Below are 26768 nucleotides of genomic sequence, written 5' to 3'. Positions count from 1 at the left end.
CTGTCACAGAATCGCTCCGCGTAGCTGCATCAAAAGTAGAACCCCCAATCTGGGAATTAAACCTAATTGTAGAAAGTTTGAGGAGAATCGGAAAATGGCTACCTACCAAGTTAGATTAATCAACAAAAAAGAAGACCTCGACACCACAATTGAAGTGGATGAAGAGACAACAATCCTAGAAGCAGCAGGCGAAAACGGTATTGATTTGCCCTTCTCTTGTCATTCCGGATCTTGCTCTAGCTGTGTTGGTAAGGTTGTCGAAGGTGAAGTAGATCAATCCGATCAAATCTTCTTAGATGACGAGCAAATGTCTAAGGGATTTGCTTTACTTTGTGTTACCTATCCTCGTTCTAACTGCACAATTAAAACCCACCAAGAACCATATCTTGTATAAAGTTTTTTAAGTGTAGTTATTGCTTGAATCTAGGATGAAGGATGAAAAGTATCTTTATCTTAGGTTCAAGCAAGCTATTTTAATTGAGGTGATATATTTCATGTTTACCCCCTTTACTGTTCAGGGTTGTTCCTTAGAATTAATGCAACCTGGAGAACAAGGAATAATCGCTGATTTTAAAATTACCCATGAGCAGGAATTAATAGAAATTGGCCTAGCACCTGGAAATATTATTACTCTAAAAGCCAAAAATCCTATATTTCAAATAGAAGTTAATAATACAATTATCTCAATAGACAAAGAAATTGCCCGAAAAATTTATGTCCGTTTAAACATGTAGGGTGTGTTGTCGCGCAGCGCAACGCAACGACATACAGTATATTACCAGTTGGTGAGGTACAAATAATCATTGATTGTAGGGGCATTGGCACTGCCATGCCCCGAAGCGCGTACATCTTACAGCTATTTTCAGGTAAATAGACCACACTGTAGGGGCACGGCATAGACAATCTTTTGGCACATACAATAATTTTACTGGTGCCGTGCCCCTACTACGACAGATGTGGTTCAAATAGGTGAAAACTGCTGTAATATCAAATATTAAAGGTGCGTTAGCCTACGGCATAACACACCCTACTGAAAAAAATTTTTACTATAAATTAATCCACAGCAACTAATACATCGGATGCTTTAATAACTGCATAAGCTTGCTTACCTTCTGCCAATCCGAGTTTGTCTGCTGAGGATTTTGTAATTATTGCAACTACTTCTATTCCCGGTGCTAATTCTAAAGTTACTTCACTATTTACAGAACCAGCAACAACTTTTTTAACAGTAGCTTTTAAAGAATTACGAGCGCTAATTTCCATTCTCTGACACCTTATTTGAATTTTGTATCCAGGATAACCTTAGCAAATAAAAATAGTCAGCAGACAAATCTTTAATTTTTTCTTAATAAAATTAGTAGCTTTAAGGTGCATCAATATATTGCAATAATCAAAAATTAACTATATATAGTATGACCTAATAGTCAATACCGATTCATGCTTATATTTCACATAAATACAGAGTTTAATGATTTTTTTTATGGATAAATGAGCTATTTATTGTTAATCAATATCTTCCTATTTAACTTGAGCTTACTTAAATATCATATTTTCTCAAATAAAAAGTTCAGACTAATACTTCTTAGCCTTTTTTAACCCTTTTATTGATGAAATATCTGGGGATCTTTATAAAGCATTCATAATTCCAACTTATGAGAGTGATACTATATAAGTAAGCTAAATTGTTGCCAGTCAACCAGACTTCAGCAAAAGCGATTACAGACTTAACTCAGACATTCCCAACTTAATGCTGGTTAAGTTCAAAGATGAGGCAGATAATCTGAGATCTTCAAGAGAAGTCAGAGGGGAAAATGCGTAAATCTTCTGTCTCCAAATAACCAGAGTACTTAAGTGATGAAATAGCAAATGTTGCTCTCACGGAATGTCTTACTTCCGTAACCACTTTTTCATGTGGCTTATTCATTTTCTGATTATTTAATTTGATGTTGAATAAGTTAGCTCGATGAAATGCAGTTTGGGAAGAATTGCAGCAGTTTAGAATTAATTCCCTGACTTGCAAAACAAATTTAAGGAGCCAGAATCATGAAAGCTAAACAAATTATGACTCAAAATGTAGCTACTATTCGCGGTTCCGCAACTGTAGCAGAAGCAGTCAAATTAATGCGGCTCAAAGAATTACGGGCGTTGATTGTTGAACCTCGTCACAGTGGTGATGCTTACGGCATTGTTACCGAGACTGATATTGTAGGTAAGGTTGTTGCTTATGGCAAAGACCCAGAAACAATGCATGTCTACGAAGTCATGAGCAAACCCTGCATTGTGGTTAATCCAGACCTAGATGTAGAATATGTAGCGCGGTTATTTGCTAATACTGGTGTATGGCGCGCGCCCGTTATCCAAGGTGAATTACTTGGCATTATTTCTGTCACAGATATTATTACCAAAGGCGATTTTGTCGAAAAACCAAAATTAAAATTTGTGCAGAAAGAACTTCATAAAGCTATCTCAAATGCTCGTTCTGTTGCTGCTAACTATGGCGCAGATTCTAAACGAGCCGAGGAAGCTTGGGATTTAGTAGACGAACTAGAAGCTGAAGCTGGTTATTATGGCGCGCCTAAACCAGAAAAAAAAGCCAGACAGCTATTCTCTGAAGGTAGAGAATATGTCACTGTCGGTTAATTGATTTGTCTGGTGAGATACATTGCATTGTTGAAAGCATCAATTTTCTCATCGCATAACTCATAACCTTGCTAATTCTCTAACTCTTGTTAGCTTTCTCTCTCCTCAATCAAAGTTGCAAAACTGAGATAGTTTGGATAGATACCGGGTTGGGTAATGCAACTATTACATACTGACTAAATTGGTGCTTTGTACCAATCAGCAATGGTTCGTGATTCTGAAGTATTTACTGTTAATTGTTGTGGTCTAACAGTTAACAGTAAACATCCATTCTTCATAGTTTAATGGGTCTCATAGCATTTCTTTAACGTGGTGGGTAATGCCCACCATTACCTTTTTTTTGAATTGCTATGACAGATGGTCATGAGGATGTGAATTGAGAAAAGGGAAGTTTATGAGTACAAGAAATCAGCAAAATTTGACTCTAACAACTAGTCAATGGTTGAGCGAAAAAGGTTATCATGCTGATGACTTAAATCAAGCTGGTGAAAATGGCGATACAGCTTTGATGAAAGCTACCAGAGAAGGATTTTACGCGGTAGTTGAAGAATTGATTGCTTTAGGTGCAGATGTTAACGTCAGGAACAATGACGGTAATAATGCCTTGTGGTTTGCTTGTTTTGGCAACTACTTCGATTTAATTAATTTGTTGCTAGCTGCCAACATCAATATTGATAACCAAAATGATAATGGGGCTACTGTTTTGATGTATGCGGCATCAGCAGGAAAAACAGAAGTAGTTAAATTGTTGTTACATCATCATCCTAACATAAATTTAAAAAACTTAGACGATTTTAAGGCAATTGATTTTGCGAGTAATGTAGAAGTCTTAAGGATTCTCAAAAATGCCTCAAAGTAAGCTGTCAGAGTCAGATTATCATCAAGCAACAAAGCATTCTTACTTATCGGTGCAGCTCGATCCAAATTATGTTGATGCGTCAACTCAACCTGCGGCTTTTAAATTTTACCCAAAGTTTTATAGACGAGTGAAATTAAATCTCAATAATCCCAATCACTCTTTTATTAACTTAACGAGTACTGTTACTCTAGAGAAAATGTATAAGGATGGAATACAAAAACTGCGTGTTAATCCATCTGCTGGGGCTTTATATCCAACTGAGGTTTATGTTCAGATTCGCGGTATTGAAGGAATTGTCAATGGGATATATCATTTAGAAGTTGAGAATAATTGTCTAACTCTCATCTATGAATTAATTGATGATGGGCTAGAGAATTATGTGATACCGGGAAAATGTATTAATGGATTCATTTTTTTAATTAGTTGTGTTTATTATAGGTCTAGCTGGAAATATAAAGACAGGAGCCTGAGATATTGTTGGCTTGATAGCGGACACCATTTAGGTGCAATTGCTGCTTCAGCCTATATTCACGACAAAGAGATACAGTTAATTTTCGATTTTGATAAACTCGCTCTCAATACAGCTTTAGGGTTTGAGAATAAAGAGTTTGTTAGCGCTTGTGCGATTTCGGGGACGATACAAGAAAAGAAAATCAGACATTTAAGGTTGCAAGTTCCTTTTGTCTGTGGCACTGATTATTTTGAAGCCAATGAGTTTATAGAATCAGGCTATCAAAAAACATCTCTCCAGAAAAGTCGCCAACAAAAATTAGTGCATCCCCAATTTAACTTTGACAAGGATAAATTCTTTCAGACTGTTTGGATGAGACGCTCAAGTAGGCGATTTTATCAACAGTCGATTTCTCAAGAAAATTATTGGCGGATATTGCAACATATTACTCTGCCAATACCTTCTGAAAATTATGAGGAAATAGAAGTTTATTCGGTTGTGCATCAAGTCAGGGGTATGACGCCAGGATTATACAAGGGAAAGCATCTCATCAAGGCGGGCAATTTTAGGGAAAAAACAGGTTACTTGTGCATCAATCAAGCGATCGCCAAAGACAGTGCAGTAACTTTATTTTTTGTGTCCGACTATATAAATTACCAAACAGCTATGCAAATAGCTGGTTTTTTAGGGCAAAGAGTTTATCTTGTTAGCAATTTTTGGGGTATTCATTGTAGTGGGATTGGTGCTTTCTATGATGATGAAACCCAAGAGTTCTTGGAAACTAACAAAGATGTACTCTATGCAATGGCCATTGGTACATAACTAAGGAACTCAACAGCAATGACTAAAGAAATTTTCTCTCCACAAGATGATTCTCATCCAATGCAGCTGACTTCAGCAGATATTATTCTGCGTCAGCAACTAGAATATTCGATTAGCAGGTACTTTTACGAAGCCTGCGATCGCACTATCCAAAACCTGTTATCTAGCTGTCGCTGGTATATGACTACCCAAGCGACTGTTATGGTACTAGTCATCGAATGTCCCGATCCTGTCACCAACTGGCGCGTTTTACAAAAAATTGTCCCAATGGCGGCTATTCTTAACCCCATCGTCAGCAGCGCTAAAATTCGCGTCTGTCCTCCCGAAAGCCAAGGTATACCTTTTGAAATGCGGGTAGATGAATTGTCTGTTTATCGTGACTTAGCCGGCTAGTACCACTGGATTGGAAGTCAACAGTCAACAGTCAACAGTCAACAGTCAACAGCCAACAATCTGTCTGATGGTTGCAGCTACCTCTTCAAAAACTAGTTCAGCAGAATGTTTCACCGCAGGACTTAATTCTAATCCCAAATCTAGATTTGCTGCTTCGATGAGGTACACTGTCACCTCTTCGGGAAAGTCATTGTGAAAGATTTTCCGTCCGGCGGCTAAAGCATTATCCCAACGAAAATCATGCAAGTTATAACTAGGTTCCGGTAAAGCTTCTAATTCTTTTCCTGGAACCTTAAATACTGCACCTGGTTCGGAAGCTGTCGAACTAGCATCAATAATAATTAGCTGTTTGCTTCCTCTGGCTTGAAACATCACTTCCATCCCGGCTGTTCCACAGTCGTAAATTCGCACGTTGGGATGAGGATTTTCGGCTAGATATTGTTGTAGGCGTTGGGCAATAATTACGCCTACAGCGTCATCGCTGCGATTGAGATTACCACAACCAATAATAGTTAGCATTGTTATGGATGGCTTTTAGGGGCACAACCGATTGTGTCCCTAATGTTTATTATATCTGAAAATTAGTTATTTACAAACTAAAAGTCTACACCATATTTTTTGGCAATTTGAGTTAGTTGCTCGCATTGTTTTTGTGCTGCTTCTAACAATAAAGCCTTGGCTTGGTCAGGGGTAGTACCGTCTTTTGGTACTAAGTATTTGACATAAATTGAAATAAAATCAGTTAAAGCTGCTACGCCAGATAAATTATGTTGATCAGCTTCTTTTCCGGCGATTGCAGCTACCAAACCCGCTTTAATTGGGTCTGGTTTGACTTTCATAAACTGCTCAATCAGCTTGGGAATATATTCTTGTGGCGGTAAATTTTGTAACTTACTATTATCAGGAGTGAAGTTAAATCCTGCTGTTTTTGCCTGTTCTAAAACACACCATTCTGTAAACTCTTGCAGGGCGATGTCGGGAAGGCGAGGGAGATATTTATGCAGCGCAATATCAGACACAAGCTTACCTTATAGATTTGAATTTTTTGCAGTGAATTAAGGCAAGCCTATCGCAATGTGTAGAGCAGTTTTAGTGTGTTAGGCTACGGCTTTTGAATAAGATGCTGGCTTCGACTTCGCTCAGCCAGGAGAAGCAAGCTCCGAGAGTGAATGAGTCAAATAATCTCCAGGTTTCACACTCAGCTAGCCAAAGGACGCTTCCTTCGGCTTTGCTCAGGGAGCATATTAAGGAAGCAACCAAATATAAGCGATCGCCTGATTCAATCTCCACAACTGTGCTTAAATCTATTGCAAGAGCTAATTCTTTTGATAGGTAATAAACTTCTAACCTCTGTCTCAGGTGCGTTTGAGCTGATGAGCCTGATGCAGTAAAAATAGAATGCTAAATCTAAAGGAGATTGTATTCTATGCAACTAAATTATTTTACCAAAAAGCTTTCTACTGTAGTCCGTTGGCTAGCTACAACTTTATTTTGCTTGTCAGCATTTGCTTTTGTTTGGCAAGGTGGATTTTTGGCGAATACCACAGCAATGGCTAATCCAGTTGTCATCGCCTCAGCAGACGCAGGCGATCGCATTCAAAGCAAAGCTAGTGAAGATGCTGGACGTGCTAAGAATTTTATCCGCGATGCAGCAGATAAAGTTGAGGAAACTGCAAATAAAAATGCTAGTAAAGTTGAACGCGCAACTGATAACGATGGTAGCTTTGTAGAGCGCAAAGCAAAAAGAGACAGAGCAACAATTGAACGCAGAGCAGAAGAAGATGCAGCACGCACTCAAAAAGCAGTAGACAACACCAAGAATGCTGTTGAACGTGCTGTAGATAGCGTTAAGGATGCTTTTGGTAAATAGAGAATAAATACTAGCTATTGTTTTCTTAATCTCATACCATTACTTCTCCCACAAACTCATTTAGGTTTAGTGGGAGATTTGATTGTTTATATATAATTAATCAACTTATTTGACTGCGATCGCCATATTCATGAAAGCGTAATGACTACACTAACACCTTGGGGATCGCTTCTGGGGAATAGCGATCGCACAATCTGCAAAACTAGAGTTATGATTGTATCTTTATGAATAAATGGGCACACTAAAACTCAGTATAGTCATAAACATTGTCCATGAAACCTGTTTTCAGTAAAGGTCAAATAATTAGATGGATAGACAACCGGGGGTTTGGTTTCATACAACCTAATGATGGTAGTCAAGAAGTCTTTATTCATATCAGTGCATTTAAGAATATCAACCATCGTCCCCAAGTTGGAGATTTGATTCAATATCAACTGATAGTTGAGAAAAACGGTAAACTAAGTGCCACTAAGGCTTCCATTCAAGGGGGAACACCAACACCCATAGTTAATTCCTCATCTTCTCGCAAACCAGTTAAGTCTAAAACTAAGCTGGTAAAGAAGCTGGTGAAGAAATTTTCACCCTTAGCTTTCAAGACGTTGCTGTTATCTTTAATGCCTATTTTGGGTTCTATCTATCTTGCAATAAAAACTAACAACCCAATTGGGCTGATTCTTTATCCTCTGATGAGCTTAATTACCTTTGCACTCTACGCCGAGGATAAATCTCGTGCCAAACAAGGTAAATGGCGCGTGCCAGAAAATACTTTGCATGTATGTGAATTAACGGGTGGCTGGTTAGGTGCGTTTGTGGCACAACAGATACTACGCCATAAGACAAGCAAAGTTTCCTATCAGGTTGTGTTTTGGCTGATAGCAACTGTTCATCTTGTATTTTGGTTATATTGGCTGTTAAAAATTAAAATGTAAAGCGATCGCTGTCTGCTGACATTGACAAGGGAAAATAATCGCAGCACAGTTGATTAGCAGATGAATCATGCAATTTTCTTTTTGGTTTTCTCGACTTTTTCCTTTGCCATTTATTCTTGTAGGTGGACTAGTACTGTGGATAGGTGGGCAAAATCTCTACAATGGCAAAAGTAGTGAAACCTGGCCGCAAGTTTCCGGTCAAATTATGGAATCATCTGTAACTAGCAGCAAAGGTTCAGGTAGTCAGAGAACTTATCGCGCTGCGGTGCGCTATCGGTTTATAGTTCAGGATAAAGCATATATAGGCGATCGCATCACCTATAAAGGAAATGATTCCGGTGGCTCGTCTGTAGCACAGGCCTTAGTCAAGCGTTATCCTCAAGGTAAATTGGTGACTGTTTACTACAAGCCAGATAATCCCAGTGAAAGCGTTTTAGAACCAGGCTTAACCCTAGATGCATTTTGGGTACCGGGTATCGGATTTTTATTTTTTGGTGTAGGTTGTGTCATGGCTGTGATGCTACCCAAAGTGATGCAGGATGTGTAAATTTGCATCCAGTATAAAATTTATCAAATCAAAGGCAATTTTTTAGCGATCGCTCTCAGCTGATGAGCGAAGAAATTCCCATTAAAAAAATACCCTAATGCCAGAAGCACGGCATCAATTAGATATTTCCCTGAACGAAAATCTATTTTTGCCGTGTTCTTACTTGCATGATAATTGATTATTTAGAATTTTATAATTAGTACTAAATGCGCTAAATCTTCAGCATTATTGCCATTATAGGCTTTAAATGTAAAAACCAAATAATATTTGAATAATCAATACTGTCCAATAGTTATACCTCAGATATCCTGGGGAATACTATGATCATCCATCACATTTTTGATGGTGTCGGATACAGCAGTAAGGTATTTATGAATGACGCTCAAGAGTCTCCATTAGTTACTTCAATTCGAGAAGCAGCTTACTCAGAGATAGACCATATTTTTGATTTGTATGAAAGAACAGAAGATATTAGCGATTGTCTACCACTAATGTACCCAGATAGTTTGCGTCAAATAATTATTAATGCTGGGCAAAAGCTTTCAGAAGTTTGTTTAGAAGCCTGTGAGGAGATTTATGAGGAGTTTATAGAAGAAAATCCTAGCGCCCAAGTGTCTACTCTCAGACCGTCATTTCGTATGATGAAGAATGTTAAACATTCAATTTTAGGTAACACAGCATTTTTAGAAAGTGAGATAAATCATTACGAATCTTGCTATGAACTTTTCATTCAGGAGGTAGGAGAATATGAAGAAAAATATAGTGATAGTGCTTACAATGCTGAGACTGTGGGTAGTATAATTGGTTCTGTCTTGTTTGGGAAGATTGGTGAATTAGTTGGTGGAATGGCTGCTGGTGCAATTGCTGGTGGATTATCAGAGAATGAACTTGACGATAAAATACAAGAATTATGTGCTAATTTCTCAGAAATTATTAGTAAAATTGAGGATCACCTTGAAGATATGGCGGAACGTTCGATTCAATTGATAGTTTCATATAGCGAACGTTTAGAACATTGCCAGAACTGACACAAATTTATCAGTTAGAGGTTTAGTAAGATAATTTATGGAAGAGGTTTAAGTACTTGTGTTTTCATGAAAAATCAATGCCTGAAAATATTATTTTTAGGCATGGTATATGAAGTCTAAACCTCTATTAAGTTTCAGCTTATCTACGTCAATAATCAAAATAATAAGTAATTTTGTGATTTTTTGAATACACGTATAAAATAATTTTTTAAAAGTTATACACAGCTTTAGCTAATGACTAATTGAAGAATAATCAGCCATTAGCTATTAACTGAATCTAAGCAGTCCGAAAACGTGCCAGTTCTTCGCCAGTCTTCGCATCATGGGCGTGAACTGTACACACCAAACAAGAATCAAACGATCGCGCTACGTGACCTACTTCTACTGGATCTCTCGGATCGTAAATCGGTGTACCAACTAAAGCTTCCTCAATTGGGCCTCTTGCACCTTCACCATCACGGGGGCCGACGTTCCAAGTAGTTGGCGCAATCACTTGGTAGTTCTTAATCTTACCACCCTCTACTTCTACCCAATGGCTTAAACAACCTCTGGCAGCTTCAGTTGCACCCCAACCTCTACCATCTTTCTCTTTCGGTCTAATATACCAGGGGTCGTTTAATTTGAATTCTCTTAAGCAATGTTCAGCTTGGCGATATAGCTTCACCAGTTCGTGAACTCTCGCTAACTGACGCACATGGATACTAGCACCGCCCATTTGTTTGAATACATCGAGGATAAACCCATCTTGATGTTGCCAAGGTTCGCCATGCTTACCACCAGCTACCAATTGGCGTGATAAAGCACCAACTTCTAAACGTCCAAAGTCTTGGTGACGAACAGAAGTAGACCAAGAATAGGCATTATCAAAGTCTTTGGTATTCTTTTGGATCGGATTCGTAGTGCGATCGAAGGGGTGAATATCTGCTGTACCCTCATCATACCAAGAGTGAGTAGTATTCTCACGGGTAAAGGTATGATCCATCAAGGTATGAGTGTCAGCAAAACTGTCATACACCCCACTTTTCATAATCATGGCGGCGTTGCGCCCTTCAATCGTGGGGTTTTGATATTTGTCCTCGTGAGGTAAATATCCCCATGTGACATATTTACCCACACCTGCACCATATCGATCCAGACCGATATCCAAACCCATGCGCCAATATAAACCCAAGTCCGAATCCCGATGCTTGCGGTCTTCGTCTAGCCAGTTCATAAAGTCATCATAAGTCTGAATTTCCTCATAACGTTCTAGAGAACAACCTAACCATACAGGTTCTAACCAGTTGGTGCGGAAATATTCTAACAACGACCAAGCGCGAGTAATATCAGTCAGGGTAGGGGCGCACATCACACCACCAGGCACCATATAACTGCTGTGGTAACTGGTGATATGCTGAAAATGTTCATGAGTAACTTGTTGTGTAAAGTGATTTTGCTCAATAAGAACATTTTATTTTCACTATTTCAGCTTATAAATAAGGGAATATTTAGGGAATGAGCGAGCAAAATCAAAATCAGGGTAATTGCGATAATACATATCCCCCTACAGATGAGTATGCAAACGCAGACTCAACAGACTTGTTCGCCGATATGTTTGCAGATTTTGAGCCGCACAACACCACAGACGGTAGCTACAGGGGAACAATGGCGAAAATTAAAGCAACAGAACTACAGTATCAAGCAGTTTTTGAGCAGAAGTTAGTCGAAGCTAATAGTAATTTAAAAAGGGATAGAGTTAGAGTTAGCATTAAACAAACTGGCAATTCTCTCCAGTTACGAGCTACCCTACCGTTAAAACCAGGCGATAGCAGTTTAGGTAAAGAAAAAAAGCAGTATGACTTGTCTCTAGGAATACCAGCAAATTTAGAGGGATTAAAAACTGCAATTGAAGAAAGTTACGAGTTGGGTAAATTAATCGCTCGTCATACTTTCCAGTGGAATGAAAAGTATTTAGGAATTAAGTCAAGAGAGAAGCAAGAGATAAAAAATATTGGGGAATTATTAGATATATTTGCTGAAAAATATTATCAAAACCGTCAGCAGACTATTACCAGTCAAAATACTTTTGCTAACTATCTATCTGTAATTAAAAGAAACTTTCCTTTAAGGACTTTAGCCACAAAAAATAACTTTGAGGAAATTATCAATTCATTTCAGGGAAATAAAAAAAATGAACTGATTGCGGTAACTTCGGTTTTTATTAAAACCTTTAATTTAGGATTTACACTCGATGTCACACGGGATAATGTCACCCCAGCCCATCGAGAAATCCCCGACGATGATAAAATAATATCTGCTTTTGACCTATTTGAAAAATTCGCCCTCAACCGCAAAAATACAAACATCAGTGATGAAATCGATACATGGGAAATGTGGCGTTGGGTATATGGAATGTTAGCAACCTTTGGGTTAAGACCAAGGGAATTATTTGTAGAACCTGATATTAATTGGTGGATATCTCCCCAAAATATAGACCATACTTGGAAAGTCAATAAAAATACAAAAACTGGATATCGAGAAGTTATACCTTTTGTACCAGAATGGATAGAATTATTTGATTTACAAAATCCCAAACCATTAAATATTTTAGAAAAAAAGGTGACAAAAATTGCCTCTGTGCAAAATATTAATTGGATGCGCAGAGATATATCCAGATGGTTTAGAAAAGTGGGAATAGAGTTTCAACCCTACGATTTGCGTCATGCTTGCGCAATTCGAGCGCATCTTCAGGGAATACCCATCAAAGCCGCAGCAGACAATTTAGGTCATACTGTTGATGAACATACAAAAACCTATCAAAGATGGTTTGGGATTGAAAATCGGAAAAAAGCCTTTGGTGAGGTAATTAGTCAGAAAGCATTAATTGAGTTGCAGAAAAATGAAATATTGGCGCTCAGGATGGAGAATGAAAGGTTAAAGTTGGAAGTTGAAAAGTTGAAATTGTCGAAGAATGTCTAAATCAACCGAACCGGAACCTGTTTTTAAATATTGTTGGTAGTTAATTACAAAAACTTCATATGTTGTTAAAACAGTTAGCAAATATTTAGATTTACTGACAAAAATTTACGCATTTTTTGTCAGTAAATCTTTTTTAATACCTTTTTTTAGAGAAATAAAATTGTGTTTAAAGCTTAATATTGACGATATCCAGAAAAGTTCTTGATATTATGACTCAATTACCTAGAATGCTTTATTTGACTGGATTTTTTGGCATGATAGACAGAAACTTTCCGTATAATAAATAGTTAGGCTGCGACCGTGAACTAAAATTATCCACAAATAAAAATGCTCTATGGAATATATTTCATCAGCTTTGCGTTTGGAATTTCGTGAATTCTGTGTCGAGCTAGTTCTGCGTCAGATTGATGACATTTTCCAAATGGCTGGTATTGAACCAGGCCAATCTGAGCGTGTTGTTAGCGGTGCGAGACGTTCACGTGTCGAGGAATACTATGCATCTATAGACTGGACTAACTTAACAGATGCTCAAAAATTCTTAAAAGTTATAGGATTGGTGTTATCGCAATCCTATATTTCTGATGAGGGAAAAGATTTTATACGAAATATATGTATAAAAGAAGGCTTGGTTGTTGAGGGGCAACAAGTCCAACTTCCGCAAATAACATCTCCTAATAAACCTGATGATTTATTTATGCATCAATTTCCTGGGGGGCTTCCTTTTGGATTGGTTAAACCTGAGTTTGCTGTAACTGCCAAGGAAGGCAAGCAATCATTGAAATTTGAATTGAAGTCTGGGATAGGTATTATTTGGCGGGATGTATATCCAAATTTTGATTTTCCAACTTTTCAAGCTGCTTGTGGAATTAACTCGGAAACAAACCTAGCACTAAAAAAAGCTCTTTTTGCCATGAATCAAACTGAGTATGAAAAAAAATTTTTTCAGTCATATGCCAAACATTTCGGCATGGCTGATAATCACATACCAATGTTAATTCCACAAGCCTGGATACAATGGCATTCGTCATCTAAAAAGGTTTTGCAAGCTTCAGGAAGTTCACTAGCAAAAGAACTGTATCGTGTAGATTTTGTCGCATTTTGGAATAATCATAGATATGCGATATTGATTGACGACATTAGCCATTACGCGATAAAGCATGGTAATCAGTGGATAGCTGATGAGGAAACCTACTCAAAACGCCTAGAGGAAGATCGAAAATTACAAGTAGAGGGATGGAATATTTTTAGAGTTAGTAATTGGGAGGTCAGGCAGAATAAAGTGAGTGAAATAGTTATTGACTTACAAAAGTTCATTGGATTTTACGTGGTCTGAAGAGCATCCTAACAACGCCTATGCACTCCGATCGCCACAAGTGGATCGATAATGCAGAGTTTATCTGCGGCGGGTGGTGAGCAACGTTAAACATCTTTGAGAAAAGCAATAGGTAAAGCCTGGTCTTCGGAGATCGCTCAATTTTCAAACAAAGAAATCAATCATTCATTCAAAATACTCACGCCCGAATCACAGTAATCCTACGCTGATTTTCTGTCAGCACAACCTCAGTCGATAAACGTTCTTCCATTGGTAGGGCATTTTTACGCCTATCAAACACAAATAACCAACCAAAATCCAACCCCAAACGCCCTAAATAGGATTCTAATTGCTCTATACCCTCAGTTAAGGGGTCACGCTTTTTCTCCCGCCATACCTTTAACTCGATACCTAAAGTTACATCTTTGTAACGCAGACATAAATCCATTCTGTCACTACCAATTGCATATTCCCTCTCCAGGGTTCCACCACCGTTAACAACACGATGCAAAAAAGCCATTAACACAATGTGAGGGGCGATTTCATGGTAGCCAGTACTACCTAATAATGGTTCGCCATGCTGTCGCCAAAACTTGAGAAATGCTGCTAGCAATGCATCTATATTTAACTCTCCTTCTGGGGTTAACCAAGTCGGTGCAATCATTGGTAGGGAAGCCATTGGTGTCACCGTTAATACCCTGGGTAAAACTTCGCGATAAATGGGATTAGCAATGGTTAATCCACCCTGGGGATGCATTTTACACAACCCCAAATCAATCACAAATTGAATATCATCGTTGGGTATATCGCCCAATTCCAAACCTGCTAACATCGGCTCGATAATCGCTTTTATTCTTGGTTCCCGTAAGCGTTCAGCTAAACTATCAAGATGGGTATCTTGACGGGAAATTAATATTTCCTTGGCTTGTAAAATATGCTCTTTTGTAATAGCAATACTTCTATCCTTAACCATTTTTTCCACAACTTCTTTAGCCAGAGCATTAACTAACCAAGGTTGTCCCTGAGTTAAATCAAAGGCTGTTGCTGTGGCTTCTTTTGTAAAAATTTGTCCTGTCTCTTCTGTATGTTGTTGGTATAGTTCTTGCACCTCTGTAGCGTTAAAGTTTCTCAGGGTGATGGAACTGACTTTAATGTTAAAAGGGCTGGATGTATTTAATCTGTCACTACCACCGGATGCAACTTTGTAATCTCGCACATCGCGTAAACCAATTAATCCCACGGATGAAGGGAAATTTTCTGGACGACTGCGATAACCATCCCGCAACTGTCGTAAAACTGAAATTAGTGTTTGGTCTTGTAAAGAGTCAATTTCATCAATAAATAATACCAACGGACGCTCGATCGCTCGTGACCAGGCTCTTAAATTTTCTCTAATTCTCTGCCCAGGAGCATTATAAACCCAAGTCGGGGGTTGTAGTTCTGGAGGTAGGATATCCTCAATTGTATCGCGCCAAGTTTCCAGAATCGCTAATTCTGCTGCACTGGGGTCATGATTAAATGCGCTTCCCACCTCTACCGATACCATTACTGCTGCATAACCTCCAGTTGCGGTAAGTTGCTGCGCTAGAGCTAACATTGCTGTGGTTTTCCCCGTTTGTCGCGGTGCATGAACAACAAAATAACTTTCTTGTTCAATCAGCATTTCCCAGTCGGGGAGACGACTGGTAGGGGATAGCATATAGTTTTTGTCAGCTTGACAAGGGCCTGCAATGTTGAACCAGCGAGACATGGGATTTTGGCAGTTAGCGGACACTTTGAGTTTAGACGATTTTCGAGTTGGGGCGAGGTAGGAAGGGCTAACTGATTTGCGTATAATTCTCAAAGGAAATGGTTATGATGCTTGATATATTGGGATTTGAGAAAAGCGATCGCTTAATTGACAAACAAAGTAATTCAAAGTAATTCATACTTGTATACTTAAGCTAATATGTATTTTTTAAAGTCAAGATAATATTATTTGCGTATTTATATTGAGGAAAATCCGGCTTTATACTTCAAGATTAAGAGAATAATTATACTTACAGCATATTTCAGGTAAATGAGGTACGCGCTTCGGGGCATGGCACATTGGTGTCAACTTAAGGCGAAACCCGCTTGGCGACAACGTTCTACCCTCACCCCCAGCCCCTCTCCTGGTGGGAGAGGGGAGCAAGAGATTTAATTCCCCTTCTCCTGAGGGAGAAGGGGTGAGGCTTCTCGGAGAGTACGGCTTGTCGTTAGACATCGCTAATTTAGGGTTAGGGAAAAATTAGGTAATATCTGAAGAAAATTAAATAACTTTTAGCAAAGAAAAATAAATTGATTTGCTGCTTGCGATCTTTGCTGATGGCGTAGTTGATAGCCTAATTTAAGGAAAAGCCAGGGAATGATTACACCTATCCTAGTAAATCCTTACTATATAAGCAATTCCCCAATTTATTTCCATATAACTGCTGTGGGGCCATTGACCGCCCAATAATGCATAAATTTCTACAGGTTTAGCAGCAATAGTCACGCCGAGTTCGTAAGATGTGCCAGTAAACGCCCCAAAGCGTCTGGTAGCTTCTTCATAGAAGCGACTGCTGCGATACTTTCTATGGGTTAAGTCAATGGCATATAGTGCGTAAAAATGGCGAGGGATACTTTGAATTGTTTCGACAATTTGCCCTAAATTCCGTGCCAAAATCGCATTGCGCGGAACTTCTGTACCCCAGGCGGTATCTAATGCCCAAGATGCACAAGTCAAGTGCGAACCACCGCAGATACCACATATCCGAGGTGTGACGATTAATCCTGCTTGGGGGTCTTTACCGCGTAGGATCACTTCAAATCCCCGGAAAAGTTCCGCATGAGTCCAAGCATTGACTACATACCCATCCTCTATATCCACTCGGACATCTAAATCGCCCTCGACTCTACCGACAGGCGATATATCTAATGTTTGAATTGTCATTTGTCATTTGTCCTTTGTCATTAGTCAAAAGTTCAGAGTCAAGGGTCAAGGGTATCAGTTATTCACCCATGCCCAATACCCAATACCTAATGCCCTAAATCGTGAAAATATCTTCGTCTGCCCAAGATGGTGCTATGTCTTTGGCTACCATCGTGAGTAAGGCATAGTCTTTGGGTTTAACGCCTGGTGGTAACTCTTTGGGAACCCCCATAATTGTTTGTGTTTTAAATACGCTGTGGTACTATTATTTTCAACCTGATAAAAACCCCAAAACCCCAAAATGCGTATAGGCTATGCCCGTGTTTCAACTCGTCAGCAAGCAGATACAGAAGCACTTGACCAACAAATCAGCCGCCTGGAAAAAGCTGGATCTGAGAAAGTCTTATATGACATCGAATCTGGCAGAAAAGACACCAGGAAAAACTTTAACCAAATAATTTCCTTAGCCAAGAATGGGGTAGCAACAGAAATAATTGTGACGCGACTAGATCGACTTGGGCGTAACGTAATTAGCATTCATAAAACATTAGAAGTACTCCAACAAACGGGGGTTAAGTTAACTATCCTTGATTCTCCTCTTGGCGATACAAATTCTGCTTTCGGGTGGCTAACTATTAATAATATTGCTGGGTTGGCAGAGTTTGAGAGTCGCTTATTATCTGAACGTATCTCTCACGGAACTGATTATTACCGCTCCAATCTGAAATACTTTGGGAGTCCGCCATTTGGTTACACAAAGGACGAAAACACTAAATGCATTCCTCATCCTTCTAACTGGTTGATTGCCAAGGAAATGATTCACAGGCTTTACACTAATTCCTACGGTTCTATTTCTCGTTGGCTTCTAGAAAGTTTTGCAATCAAAATGTATCCTTCTAGCATCCGGAATTGGTTACATAACCCTGCGCTGCGAGGGCACACATTTTATAAGCTCAAATCAGGAGAAATCGAACGGCATTACGGAACCCATGAGGCGTTAATATCCGAGCAAGAGTATGAGGATTTATCAAAAATAACTGCTCACGCCAACAAAAAAGACCCAGCTAAGTTTAAACCACACATTCTTGCAGGAATATTCAAATGTGGCGTTTGTGGACGCGCAATGACAAAAACCAAGGCGGGTCAACAGTTTCAATGCTCCCAGTACAAGCGGCTAGGTAAAACTGCTTGTCCAAACGGAAAAATAATCGCAAAATCAATAGTTAAAAAAAAGGTAATAACGGTTCTCTCAGAACATGCTCAAGATGTGGTGAAGGAGGTAAACAGCAGGACGCAAAAGGAAGTAAAAACTGATGAAAAAGTTATTACCCTGACTCACCAACTACAAACACTCCAAACTCTACCCCGAAACCCAGCTATTGATTTAGCTATTACCGATTTGCAGCAGCAAATGAAAAATCACGAGCAACAAAAAAATGCTCTTCATACCACGACGGAAGAGGATTATCTCATGTTGAAGTCGTTTGCTCAAGCCGATTTTTGGGAGTCGTTATCTGATACCGAATTTAAGGTGATCTGCTTACGATTTGTGGAAACAGTTGTATTTAAAGGAGGGAGAGATATATCTGTTTGTTTGCGAACCATCTCTCTTCCGTAAGCGATCGCTTTTTCTCGAATGCTCTGCCAAATATCTTTATCTTTCTCTAACATTCTGTCTGTCCTGAAGCGTTGACTAATTTTAGATTAGTTTGTCGGCAGAAAATTTCTGTTACGTGCGATGCCTAGGTTGGGCTGCGCCTACGCATTTGGCGAACGGTAGGTTGATCGCAATTGCTGAAAGGATACGTACGCTTATTGAAGACAGATAAAATCTGAGTCGCAATTCGCCCTGGCTGCTTGGTTATTTTGGGCGATCGCAATTTCAATTCCTGCACTCGTTCGCTTCAGCCGACCTTCTCCCGGATTGAAAGTAGGGATACGGGTTGTGCAAAGCACTACAGCAAATCCGCAGGATATTTTGAATTTTAAATTTCTTGGAGGGGTTGACATTCTGGACTAGTACATTTAACCTAGTAGTTAATTAACTGCGCGGTTAAATACATCCTATCTCAATGTCCACCGATCAATTGAGCGTCACCTTTGCCGCCCTTGCCGATCCGACTCGGCGAGCAATCCTGGCTCATCTTGCTTTGGGCGAAGCATCGGTAACTGAGCTAGCCCAACCCTTTGAGATGAGCCTACCTGCCATTTCTAAACATCTCAAAGTGCTGGAGCGTGCGGGATTAATCGCACGAGGTCGAGAGGCTCAGTGGCGACCCTGCCGATTAGAAGCACAAGCGCTCAAGGAAGCAGCAGATTGGATTGAGCAATATCGCCAATTCTGGGAACAGAATTTGGATCGTCTAGACGAGTATTTACAACAATTGCAAGCAGAGGATAACAAACGCGATCGCGAACCCTAAACTGCGTTCCCTTCTTCAGGAGAAACAAGATGTTGAAACAAAATGACTCCACATCCACTCAGTCCGAACGCGAGATTATCATTACCCGTATCTTCAATGCACCGCGAGAACTTGTATTTCAGGCATGGACAGACCCAAAACACATTGTCCAATGGTGGGGGCCAAAAGGCTTTACAACTCGTGTAACTGAATTAGATTTGCGTCCAGGGGGTCAATCGCGGTATGTCATGGTGGGCCCTGACGGTACAGAATATCCTGTCAAAGGTGTTTTCTACGAAATCGTGCCTCCTGAACGGATTGTCAGCAGCGATGAATTTGACGAAGGCTTTGAGCAACTAATCAACGGAGATTTGCCCCAAGGAATCGTCATGACAGTGATGTTTGAAGATTTGGAAGGCAAGACTAAACTGACTCTCCAAATTCGTCATGCAACCGAAAGCGATCGCCGCAAGCACGAAGAGATGGGTGTCGTTGCAGGATGGAATTCCACTTTCGACTGTCTCGACGAATTCCTGGCCAAGCAAGCCAAACAGCAACAGAATGGTTTTGCTGTAACATTACCATCAGATACAGAAATCCTGATTACTCGCATCTTTAAGGCTCCACGCAGACTTGTCTTTGAGGCATGGACGCAGCCTGAGCATGTTAAGCGCTGGTTTGGGGGTTGTAGCAGTATGACAATGACTGTTTGCGAAATCGACCTGCGCGTGGGAGGTGTTTGGCGCTATGTCTTACATGACCCCAAAGACAGCACTGAACACGCATTTTCAGGAGAATATCGTGAAATTGTCCCACCAGAACGATTGGTAACTACCGAAATATATGAGCCTGTTCCCAATAGCGACCATCTCAATATTCTTACCCTGACTGAGCTTGAGGGCAAAACAACGCTGCATATCCACATCCAACACCAATCTAGAGAGCAACGAGATGGGCATCTCCAATCTGGCATGGAAGAGGGACTCAGCGAAACTTTGAACCGTCTCGAAGCACTCCTTCAATCAATAGGGTGACAATGCTACAAGGGATAGCATTTTGAACAAACCTGTTGCATGATTTTTTCCGCGATCGCTGTATTGTATTTCAGCGATCGCATATTTTCGGTAATCTTGTGGATTGTTTGATGTAAACACCGCTATGGATAGCGTAAAAAATACCAGGCGGAATCCAAAAAGTTATCAGACACATCTGTTTATCGCCGCGCCCCAATAGAAAACTTAGGTGTTAGGCTGAAAGTAAAGCCTTCACTTGACCAAAATGGCGATCGCGTTTTTGGTAACTCAACAAAGCCTGATAAAATGCTTCAATTAAACCTACACTTAACTCAAGCGTATTTTCTGGTAAAACCATTGAGATATTTATTTTTAGCTCTTCAGTACACTTAATTATCGGCTTAGTTTTATATCATTAAAAATGGAAGATATAAGCCAGATAGACAGCAATATAATTTTGCTAAGCTGTAGTTCTATTATCAGTTGTGCAAAGAGCTAATAGCCGTTAAAACGTGTTTGAATTTGTTGAATATGAAGAGTTGATGATGAGTAATTATGTGCCATTTTTCAAAAATTTATTGTGTATAAGTGGGAATAATAAATCTTGAAGTCATCAACATTCAACAGTATGGTTAGCGCTGTAGTCAGTATCCCTGGATATCGAATTAACGAACAACTCTATAATGGTTCAAGAACTGTAGTTTATCGTGCAGTGCGAGAAGCTGACTCTTTAAGTGTAGTCATCAAGCTGCTAAAAAATGCTTACCCTAGTTTCAGCGAATTAGTACAATTTCGCAATCAGTATACAATCGCTAAAAATCTCAATTCACCCAGTATTATCCAAACCTACAGCCTCCAACCTTGCCAAAATGGCTATGCATTAGTGATGGAAGACTTTGGAGGCATGTCTCTCAAAGATTATACTCAGGTAGAGAATTTAGATGGTATCTCTGTTGAAGAATTTTTAACTTTAGCGATCGCACTTTGCAATACATTAGATATTCTCTACCACGACCGCATTATTCATAAAGATATTAAACCAGGGAATATTTTAATTAATCCCCAAACAAAACAGGTTAAATTAATTGACTTTAGTATTGCATCTTTGCTATCCAGAGAAACGCAAACTTTAATTAGTCCTAATGTTTTAGAAGGAACATTAGGTTATATTTCTCCAGAACAAACTGGAAGAATGAATCGAGGAATTGACTATCGCACTGATTTTTATTCTTTAGGCGTAACTTTTTACGAATTACTCACAGAACAATTACCATTTCCATCACAAGATGCGATGGAGTTGGTACATTGTCATATTGCGAAAACTCCGCCTTTAGCGCATGAAATTAATCCGAAAATTCCTTTTGTACTCTCAAAAATCATCAAAAAATTGATGGCGAAAAATGCTGAAGACCGCTATCAAAGTACATTAGGATTGAGGTATGATTTAGAAAAATGCTTGATCCAACTCAAGGAAACTGGCAAAATTGGGGATTTCCCAATTGCACAACGGGATGTGTGCGATCGCTTCATAATTCCCGATAAACTTTATGGTAGAGAAGCCGAAGTAGAAACCCTACTCCAAGCATTTGAGCGCGTCAGTACCGGCACAACAGAAATGATGCTAGTCGCTGGCTTTTCTGGGATTGGTAAAACAGCAGTTATCAACGAAATTCATAAACCAATTGTTAGACAACGTGGTTATTTTATTAAAGGTAAATTTGACCAATTTAATCGCAATATTCCCTTCAGTGCTTTTGTCCAAGCTTTCCGCGATTTAATGGCGCAATTGATTACTGAAAGCAATGCACAAATCCAAATTTGGCAAAGCAAAATTTTAGCGGCTGTCGGGGAAAATGGCCAAGTAATTATTGAAGTCATTCCCGAATTAGAAAGAATTATTGGACAACAACCAGCAGCTACCAAGCTTTCAGGAACTGCTGCTCAAAATCGCTTTAATTTATTATTTCAGAAATTTGTGCAGGTATTTACCACTAAAGAACATCCTTTAGTGATGTTTTTAGATGATTTACAATGGGCAGATTCAGCATCTTTGAAGTTAATAGAATTGCTGATGAGTGAAGCTGAAACGGGTTATTTATTATTAATTGGCGCTTATCGCGATAATGAAGTCTCAGCCGCTCATCCTTTGATATTTACTCTAGAAGAAATTAGAAAATTTCAAGCCACAATCAATACTATCACCCTCGCGCCTCTCAGCCACTATAGTTTAAATCGACTCGTGGCAGCTACACTCAGTTGTTCCTTAGAAATTGCCCAGCCATTAACGCAATTAGTATATCAAAAAACTCAAGGTAATCCCTTTTTTAGTAATCAGTTCCTCAAAGCCCTTTATGAAGATGAACTAATTAAATTTGATTGTTCTGAGGGCAATTGGCAGTGTGATATTATTGCCGTCAAAGAGTTATCGCTTGCCGATGATGTAGTTGAATTTATGGCGTCGCAGTTACAAAAATTGCCAGAGACAACACAAAATATTTTAAAATTTGCTGCTTGTATTGGTAATCAATTTGATTTAGTAACATTGGCGATTATTTGCGAAAAATCAGAAATTGAAGCTGCTACAGCTTTATGGAAGGCATTACAAGAAGGATTGATTTTACCCCAAAGTGAATTTTATAAATTTTATGTGGGGCAAGAAGCACAGGATGAGGTGAAAAGTTCGCAAATTGTCACCTACAAATTCCTCCACGATCGCGTTCAGCAAGCAGCATATTCTTTGATTCCCGAAGCCCAAAAACAATCTACCCATTTCCGGATTGGTGAATTGTTATTGCAAGGATTATCGCCACAGGAACAAGCAGAACGTCTGTTTGATATTGTCAACCAGCTAAATATGGGGCAAGCTGTCATCGCTACGGAGGAGCAAAAACAAGAATTAGCTGCTCTGAATTTAAAAGCTGGGCAAAAAGCTAAACTTTCAGCCGCATATCAAGCCGCACAGGACTATTACACCATTGGTATGGGTTTATTGTGCGAAAATACTTGGCATACTAACTATCCGCTCATGTACAGTTTGCACCGCGATGGATCGGAAGTGGTTTATCTTTGTGGTAACTTTGATCGAGCCGAAGCTTTGTATGCAGCCGCACTCATCCACGCCCAAACGCCCCTGGATCGAGCGATAATTTATCGCGTGCAGATGACGCAGTACCAACTTCAAGGAAGAAATACTGAAGCGATCGCAATTCAACGTCAAAGTTTACAGCTGCTTGGCTGGACAATGCCCGCAGATCCGGCGCAGATCCAAGCTAACCTAGATACAGAAATCGCTACTGTACAGCAATTTTTACAACAGCATTCCATTGAATCCATTCTCGCAGCCCCAAAAATGCAAGATGCCAAAATTGCAGAGATGCTGCGAATTTTACAAATTGTGTTCTATGCTGCATGGCTAGATGGGCAAAGTACCTTAGCATTACTAGCCCTGGCGAAAATGACTACCCTGTCATTAGAATATGGCAATAGCGATATGTCTCCCTTTGGCTATGCTGGCTATAGCTTAATTGCCAATACTGTACTCAAGGACTTTAACACAGCCCATCGTATTGGCGAAATGGCAGTACAGCTGTGCGAACAGTTTGATAATGCTGATGTGCGCGGTATGACTAACTTTTTGTTTGCAGCCGATATCCAAAGCTGGAGTCGCCCAATTCGAGAAGCAGATACATACTACGAAAATGCCTATAAATATAGTATGGAAGCCGGCAACTGGTTGACAGCTAGTTTTATGATGATGCAGAGTGGTTCCGATCGCCTGACTTACGGTAAGAACTTAGATGATTTATATGCGATCGCGCAAAACCATGCCGCTTTTCTCCATCAAATTAAAAGTTTAGATAACCTGGATGCTTTAATAGCCGGAGTCATTCAACCAATTCGCAATCTTTTGGGTTTAACTAAAACACCTTTCACCTTTGATGATGAAACTTTTAGTGAAGTTCAGTATTTGCAAAAATACAAAAATGCTCCCTATAACTTGGCTTGGTTATATTCAGTTAAAATTCGCCATGCCTATTTATTTGGTAATCAAGCCGCCTACCCTGATTTAATCCCCCAACTCAGCATTATTGAAAATACAATTGCCAGTCATGCCAAAGTGCCTTCTAGCGTTTTTTATGTAGCTTTAATGCATCTAGCTTTAGCTGAAACTGCCACCACACAAGCAGAACATCAACACCATTGGCAAGCCCTGATTCCTCTGGAAGAACGCTTAAATTTTTGGGCAAAAGCTTGTCCAGAAAATCTGCTGCATAAGTGTCTACTCATCCAAGCAGAAAAAGCTAGATTAAATCAAGAAAAAACTCAGGCAATTGAATTTTATGAGCAAGCAATTACCCAAGCACAAATCAATAAATATGGCTATGAAGAAGGATTAGCCAACGAATTAGCGGCTAAATTCTACCTCAACTGGGGCAAACAAAAAGTTGCTGCTGGCTATATGCAAGAAGCATATTACTGTTATGCCCGTTGGGGAGCTAAAGCCAAAACAGATGATTTAGAAAAACGCTATCCGCAACTGTTGCAACCAATCCTCCAACAACAAAAATTAGGGTTACATCCCCTAGAAAGTATCAGCAGTAATATCAGCCTTTCCAATTCCTCATCTACTTGCACTGGTAAAACTACTATTTCAGATGTTCTAGATTTAACTTCCATTCTCAAAGCTGCTCAAGCAATTTCAATTTCTCTAGAATTAGATGAACTAATCGCCCAGCTAACGCGGATTATTTTAGAAAATTCAGGCGCAAAAAAATCTGTAGTAATTCTGCCCCAAAACGAGCAATGGCAAGTCCGGGCATTTACCTTTATCGAACATCAATTACATGCTCAAAGTCATGTGAAAACTATTCTTAAGTCCCAACTATTAGATGAATCTCCAGATATTCCGATCAAACTGATTAATTACGTGAAAAACACGCAAGAAACTGTTGTCATTAATCACAGACAAACCGATATTCCTGGTTTACTTGAAGAATATTTGTTGCAACACCAACCCCAAAGTATATTATGTACACCAATTATTAATCAAGGGCATTTGTTAGGGATTATCTATCTAGAAAATCAGTTAACAAGTGGGGTGTTTACTAACGAACGCCTCAGAGTAATTAAGCTACTTGCTTCTCAAGCTGCAATATCTTTAGAAAATGCTCGACTTTACCAACAAGCACAGCAAGCATTGCAAGATTTACAACAGGCACAATTACAAATTGTTCAAAGTGAGAAAATGTCTGCTTTAGGAAATTTAGTTGCTGGTATAGCCCATGAAATGAATAATCCTTTGGGCTTTATAGCTGCTAGTCTGCAACAAGCTAAACCAACATTGGCTGATATTGTAGAACATTTACAATTATATCAAGAAAAGTTACCTAAGCCCGATGATGAAATCGCCAACCATGCGGAAGAAATTGACTTGGATTATAGCTTAGAAGACTTGCCAAAAATGATTGCATCAATGGTGATGGCTTGCGATAGGCTAAAAAATATTAGCACTAGTTTAAGAACATTCTCCCGTGCCGATAAAGATTACAAAGTACTGTTTAACCTCCATGAAGGAATTGACAGCACAATTTTAATTCTCAAACATCGTCTGAAAGCTAACGAACAACGTCCAGCAATTGAAGTCACGACTAATTATGGAGATTTACCGTTATTTAAATGTTTTCCTGGACAGTTAAATCAGGTATTTATGAATATCCTGGCTAATGCCATTGATGCTTTAGATGAATCAAATCAGGGGCGAATTTATTCAGAAATCCAAGCCAATCCTAACTGCATTATCATTACAACCTCAGTCGTAAATAAAAACATCACCATTGCAATTGCTGATAATGGTAAAGGTATGACAGAATCAGTAAAACAAAAGATTTTTGACCATTTATTTACTACTAAAGCAGTAGGTAAAGGTACAGGATTAGGATTAGCGATCGCTAAATCGATTATTGTCGAAAAACATGGCGGTAGTTTGGATGTAACTTCTACCCCAGGTAAAGGAACTGAATTTATCATTACCTTACCAATTTATTGAAAGCTGCGGGAAAATCCGATCTGTAGGTGCGTAGGGTGCGCACCCTGCGCATCCTGCGGTTTGGGGCATGGCGAAGAAATTACCAATGCCCGAATGGCACTAAGATAACGCCAAACCCATTACCTATAAGGCTTTTGGGTGTGGGGTGTCGGGTGTCGGGTGTAGTGTTCGCGTAGCGTGCCGTAGGCAAGAAGGAAAATATTTATGTTCGTACTCGATATTTGGTTTTCTTAATTTCCCCCTACACCCAACACCCTGCCCCCAACACCCTACCCAGACGAGCTTTCAGCTTTTCTTAGTGCCATTCACCAATGCCCTTTGCTCCATGCCCGATGACTAATACTCAACAAAAACCTGGCTTGACATTCTGGACTAGTACATTTAACCTAGTAGTTAATTAACTGCGGGGTTAAATACTTCCAATCTAATCACAACCGAACCGCAAATTGATTACAGGAACTGAAATGTGCGATCGCTTCCGAATGCGAAGCTTTCGGTGAAACGGTAATAGTGGTACGAGTACGTCCATTGATTTGCACTGCGACTGTTAAGCTATTGTGCTTTTA

The 26768-nt window shown here is 39.4% G+C and carries 22 protein-coding genes and 3 pseudogenes; 16 read left to right on the top strand and 9 right to left on the bottom strand.

Annotated elements, in window-relative coordinates:
* Positions 1–94 precede the first annotated feature (94 nt).
* Entirely contained in the window at positions 95–394 is a 300-nt protein-coding gene (locus tag H6G41_RS12595; protein WP_190617801.1) for a 2Fe-2S iron-sulfur cluster-binding protein, read from the top strand.
* Between the two features lie 100 nt (positions 395–494).
* Positions 495–734: a FeoA family protein gene (locus H6G41_RS12590; RefSeq protein WP_190550859.1), complete on the top strand. Its 240-nt coding sequence runs from the start codon at positions 495–497 to the stop codon at positions 732–734.
* A gap of 319 nt (positions 735–1053) precedes the next feature.
* On the opposite strand, the gene H6G41_RS12585 is transcribed toward H6G41_RS12590, so the two are convergent.
* Positions 1054–1263, bottom strand: a complete 210-nt coding sequence (locus H6G41_RS12585) for a molybdopterin-binding protein (RefSeq protein ID WP_190746523.1) — start codon at positions 1261–1263, stop codon at positions 1054–1056.
* A gap of 780 nt (positions 1264–2043) precedes the next feature.
* Here H6G41_RS12585 and H6G41_RS12580 point away from each other — a divergent pair.
* The 4 genes from H6G41_RS12580 (at position 2044) to H6G41_RS12565 (ending at position 5165) form a co-directional block, all read left to right on the top strand.
* A complete protein-coding gene (locus H6G41_RS12580) occupies positions 2044–2640 on the top strand; it encodes a CBS domain-containing protein (protein WP_190746522.1) in 597 nt (198 codons plus the stop codon).
* Between the two features lie 394 nt (positions 2641–3034).
* Entirely contained in the window at positions 3035–3499 is a 465-nt protein-coding gene (locus H6G41_RS12575; RefSeq protein ID WP_190746521.1) for an ankyrin repeat domain-containing protein, read from the top strand.
* Positions 3486–4772, top strand: a complete 1287-nt coding sequence (locus H6G41_RS12570) for a SagB/ThcOx family dehydrogenase (RefSeq protein WP_190746520.1) — start codon at positions 3486–3488, stop codon at positions 4770–4772. Before H6G41_RS12575 ends, H6G41_RS12570 begins: the two co-directional genes overlap by 14 nt.
* An 18-nt stretch (positions 4773–4790) precedes the next feature.
* A complete protein-coding gene (locus H6G41_RS12565) occupies positions 4791–5165 on the top strand; it encodes a hypothetical protein (protein WP_190550841.1) in 375 nt (124 codons plus the stop codon).
* A 45-nt stretch (positions 5166–5210) separates the two neighbouring features.
* On the opposite strand, the gene H6G41_RS12560 is transcribed toward H6G41_RS12565, so the two are convergent.
* Entirely contained in the window at positions 5211–5684 is a 474-nt protein-coding gene (locus H6G41_RS12560) for a hydrogenase maturation protease (RefSeq protein WP_190746519.1), read from the bottom strand.
* Between the two features lie 77 nt (positions 5685–5761).
* Positions 5762–6184: a hypothetical protein gene (locus tag H6G41_RS12555; protein ID WP_190746518.1), complete on the bottom strand. Its 423-nt coding sequence runs from the start codon at positions 6182–6184 to the stop codon at positions 5762–5764.
* Positions 6185–6591: 407 nt separating this feature from the next.
* Here H6G41_RS12555 and H6G41_RS12550 point away from each other — a divergent pair, with 407 nt between their 5' ends.
* The 4 genes from H6G41_RS12550 to H6G41_RS12535 all read left to right on the top strand — a co-directional run bounded on the left by H6G41_RS12550 (position 6592) and on the right by H6G41_RS12535 (position 9539).
* Complete coding sequence (locus tag H6G41_RS12550; RefSeq protein WP_190746517.1) at positions 6592–7035, top strand: hypothetical protein; 444 nt, start codon at positions 6592–6594, stop codon at positions 7033–7035.
* Between the two features lie 272 nt (positions 7036–7307).
* Positions 7308–7964 (top strand): DUF1294 domain-containing protein, encoded by a 657-nt coding sequence (locus tag H6G41_RS12545; RefSeq protein ID WP_190746516.1) that lies wholly within the window; start codon positions 7308–7310, stop codon positions 7962–7964.
* Between the two features lie 67 nt (positions 7965–8031).
* A complete protein-coding gene (locus H6G41_RS12540) occupies positions 8032–8511 on the top strand; it encodes a DUF3592 domain-containing protein (protein WP_190746515.1) in 480 nt (159 codons plus the stop codon).
* Between the two features lie 320 nt (positions 8512–8831).
* Positions 8832–9539 carry a hypothetical protein gene (locus H6G41_RS12535; RefSeq protein WP_190746514.1) on the top strand — a complete coding sequence of 236 codons (708 nt, stop codon included), beginning with the start codon at positions 8832–8834 and terminating at the stop codon, positions 9537–9539.
* Positions 9540–9816: 277 nt separating this feature from the next.
* On the opposite strand, the pseudogene H6G41_RS12530 reads toward H6G41_RS12535, so the two are convergent.
* Positions 9817–10917 (bottom strand): annotated as a pseudogene (locus H6G41_RS12530) (nickel-dependent hydrogenase large subunit); the annotation flags it as partial.
* 116 nt (positions 10918–11033) lie between these two features.
* Between H6G41_RS12530 and H6G41_RS12525 the strand changes: the two are divergent.
* Positions 11034–12497, top strand: coding sequence for a site-specific integrase (locus H6G41_RS12525; protein ID WP_190746513.1), 1464 nt, complete (start codon positions 11034–11036; stop codon positions 12495–12497).
* 334 nt (positions 12498–12831) lie between these two features.
* The gene (locus tag H6G41_RS12520) at positions 12832–13830 is read left to right on the top strand and encodes a hypothetical protein (protein WP_190746512.1); all 999 of its coding nucleotides are present in this window, start codon (positions 12832–12834) and stop codon (positions 13828–13830) included.
* Positions 13831–14008: 178 nt separating this feature from the next.
* Here H6G41_RS12520 and H6G41_RS12515 read toward each other — a convergent pair whose 3' ends face one another.
* The 3 genes and pseudogenes from H6G41_RS12515 to H6G41_RS12505 form a co-directional block, all read right to left on the bottom strand.
* Positions 14009–15559, bottom strand: coding sequence for an ATP-binding protein (locus H6G41_RS12515; RefSeq protein WP_190746511.1), 1551 nt, complete (start codon positions 15557–15559; stop codon positions 14009–14011).
* 693 nt (positions 15560–16252) lie between these two features.
* Positions 16253–16762: pseudogene (locus tag H6G41_RS12510) on the bottom strand (nickel-dependent hydrogenase large subunit); the annotation flags it as partial.
* Positions 16763–16856: 94 nt separating this feature from the next.
* Positions 16857–16997 (bottom strand): annotated as a pseudogene (locus tag H6G41_RS12505) (hydrogenase); the annotation flags it as partial.
* A 45-nt stretch (positions 16998–17042) separates the two neighbouring features.
* Between H6G41_RS12505 and xisF the strand changes: the two are divergent.
* Positions 17043–18359, top strand: coding sequence for a fdxN element excision recombinase XisF (xisF, locus tag H6G41_RS12500; RefSeq protein WP_190746509.1), 1317 nt, complete (start codon positions 17043–17045; stop codon positions 18357–18359).
* 194 nt (positions 18360–18553) lie between these two features.
* Here xisF and H6G41_RS12495 read toward each other — a convergent pair whose 3' ends face one another.
* The gene (locus H6G41_RS12495) at positions 18554–18751 is read right to left on the bottom strand and encodes a hypothetical protein (protein WP_190746508.1); all 198 of its coding nucleotides are present in this window, start codon (positions 18749–18751) and stop codon (positions 18554–18556) included.
* A 62-nt stretch (positions 18752–18813) separates the two neighbouring features.
* Here H6G41_RS12495 and H6G41_RS12490 point away from each other — a divergent pair, with 62 nt between their 5' ends.
* Both H6G41_RS12490 and H6G41_RS12485 read left to right on the top strand, forming a co-directional pair.
* Positions 18814–19164, top strand: a complete 351-nt coding sequence (locus tag H6G41_RS12490; protein WP_190746507.1) for a helix-turn-helix transcriptional regulator — start codon at positions 18814–18816, stop codon at positions 19162–19164.
* 29 nt (positions 19165–19193) lie between these two features.
* Positions 19194–20177 carry an SRPBCC family protein gene (locus H6G41_RS12485; RefSeq protein ID WP_190746506.1) on the top strand — a complete coding sequence of 328 codons (984 nt, stop codon included), beginning with the start codon at positions 19194–19196 and terminating at the stop codon, positions 20175–20177.
* A gap of 211 nt (positions 20178–20388) precedes the next feature.
* Here H6G41_RS12485 and H6G41_RS36200 read toward each other — a convergent pair whose 3' ends face one another.
* Positions 20389–20514 (bottom strand): hypothetical protein, encoded by a 126-nt coding sequence (locus H6G41_RS36200; RefSeq protein ID WP_374939422.1) that lies wholly within the window; start codon positions 20512–20514, stop codon positions 20389–20391.
* A 270-nt stretch (positions 20515–20784) separates the two neighbouring features.
* Here H6G41_RS36200 and H6G41_RS12475 point away from each other — a divergent pair, with 270 nt between their 5' ends.
* Entirely contained in the window at positions 20785–26202 is a 5418-nt protein-coding gene (locus H6G41_RS12475) for an ATP-binding sensor histidine kinase (RefSeq protein WP_190746505.1), read from the top strand.
* The last annotated feature ends 566 nt before the right edge of the window (positions 26203–26768 follow it).

It is taken from the genome of Tolypothrix sp. FACHB-123, assembly GCF_014697075.1.
GTDB lineage: Bacteria > Cyanobacteriota > Cyanobacteriia > Cyanobacteriales > Nostocaceae > Aulosira.
Note: the sequence above shows the minus strand (reverse complement) of the source record. Positions and strands in the feature narration are given on the sequence as shown.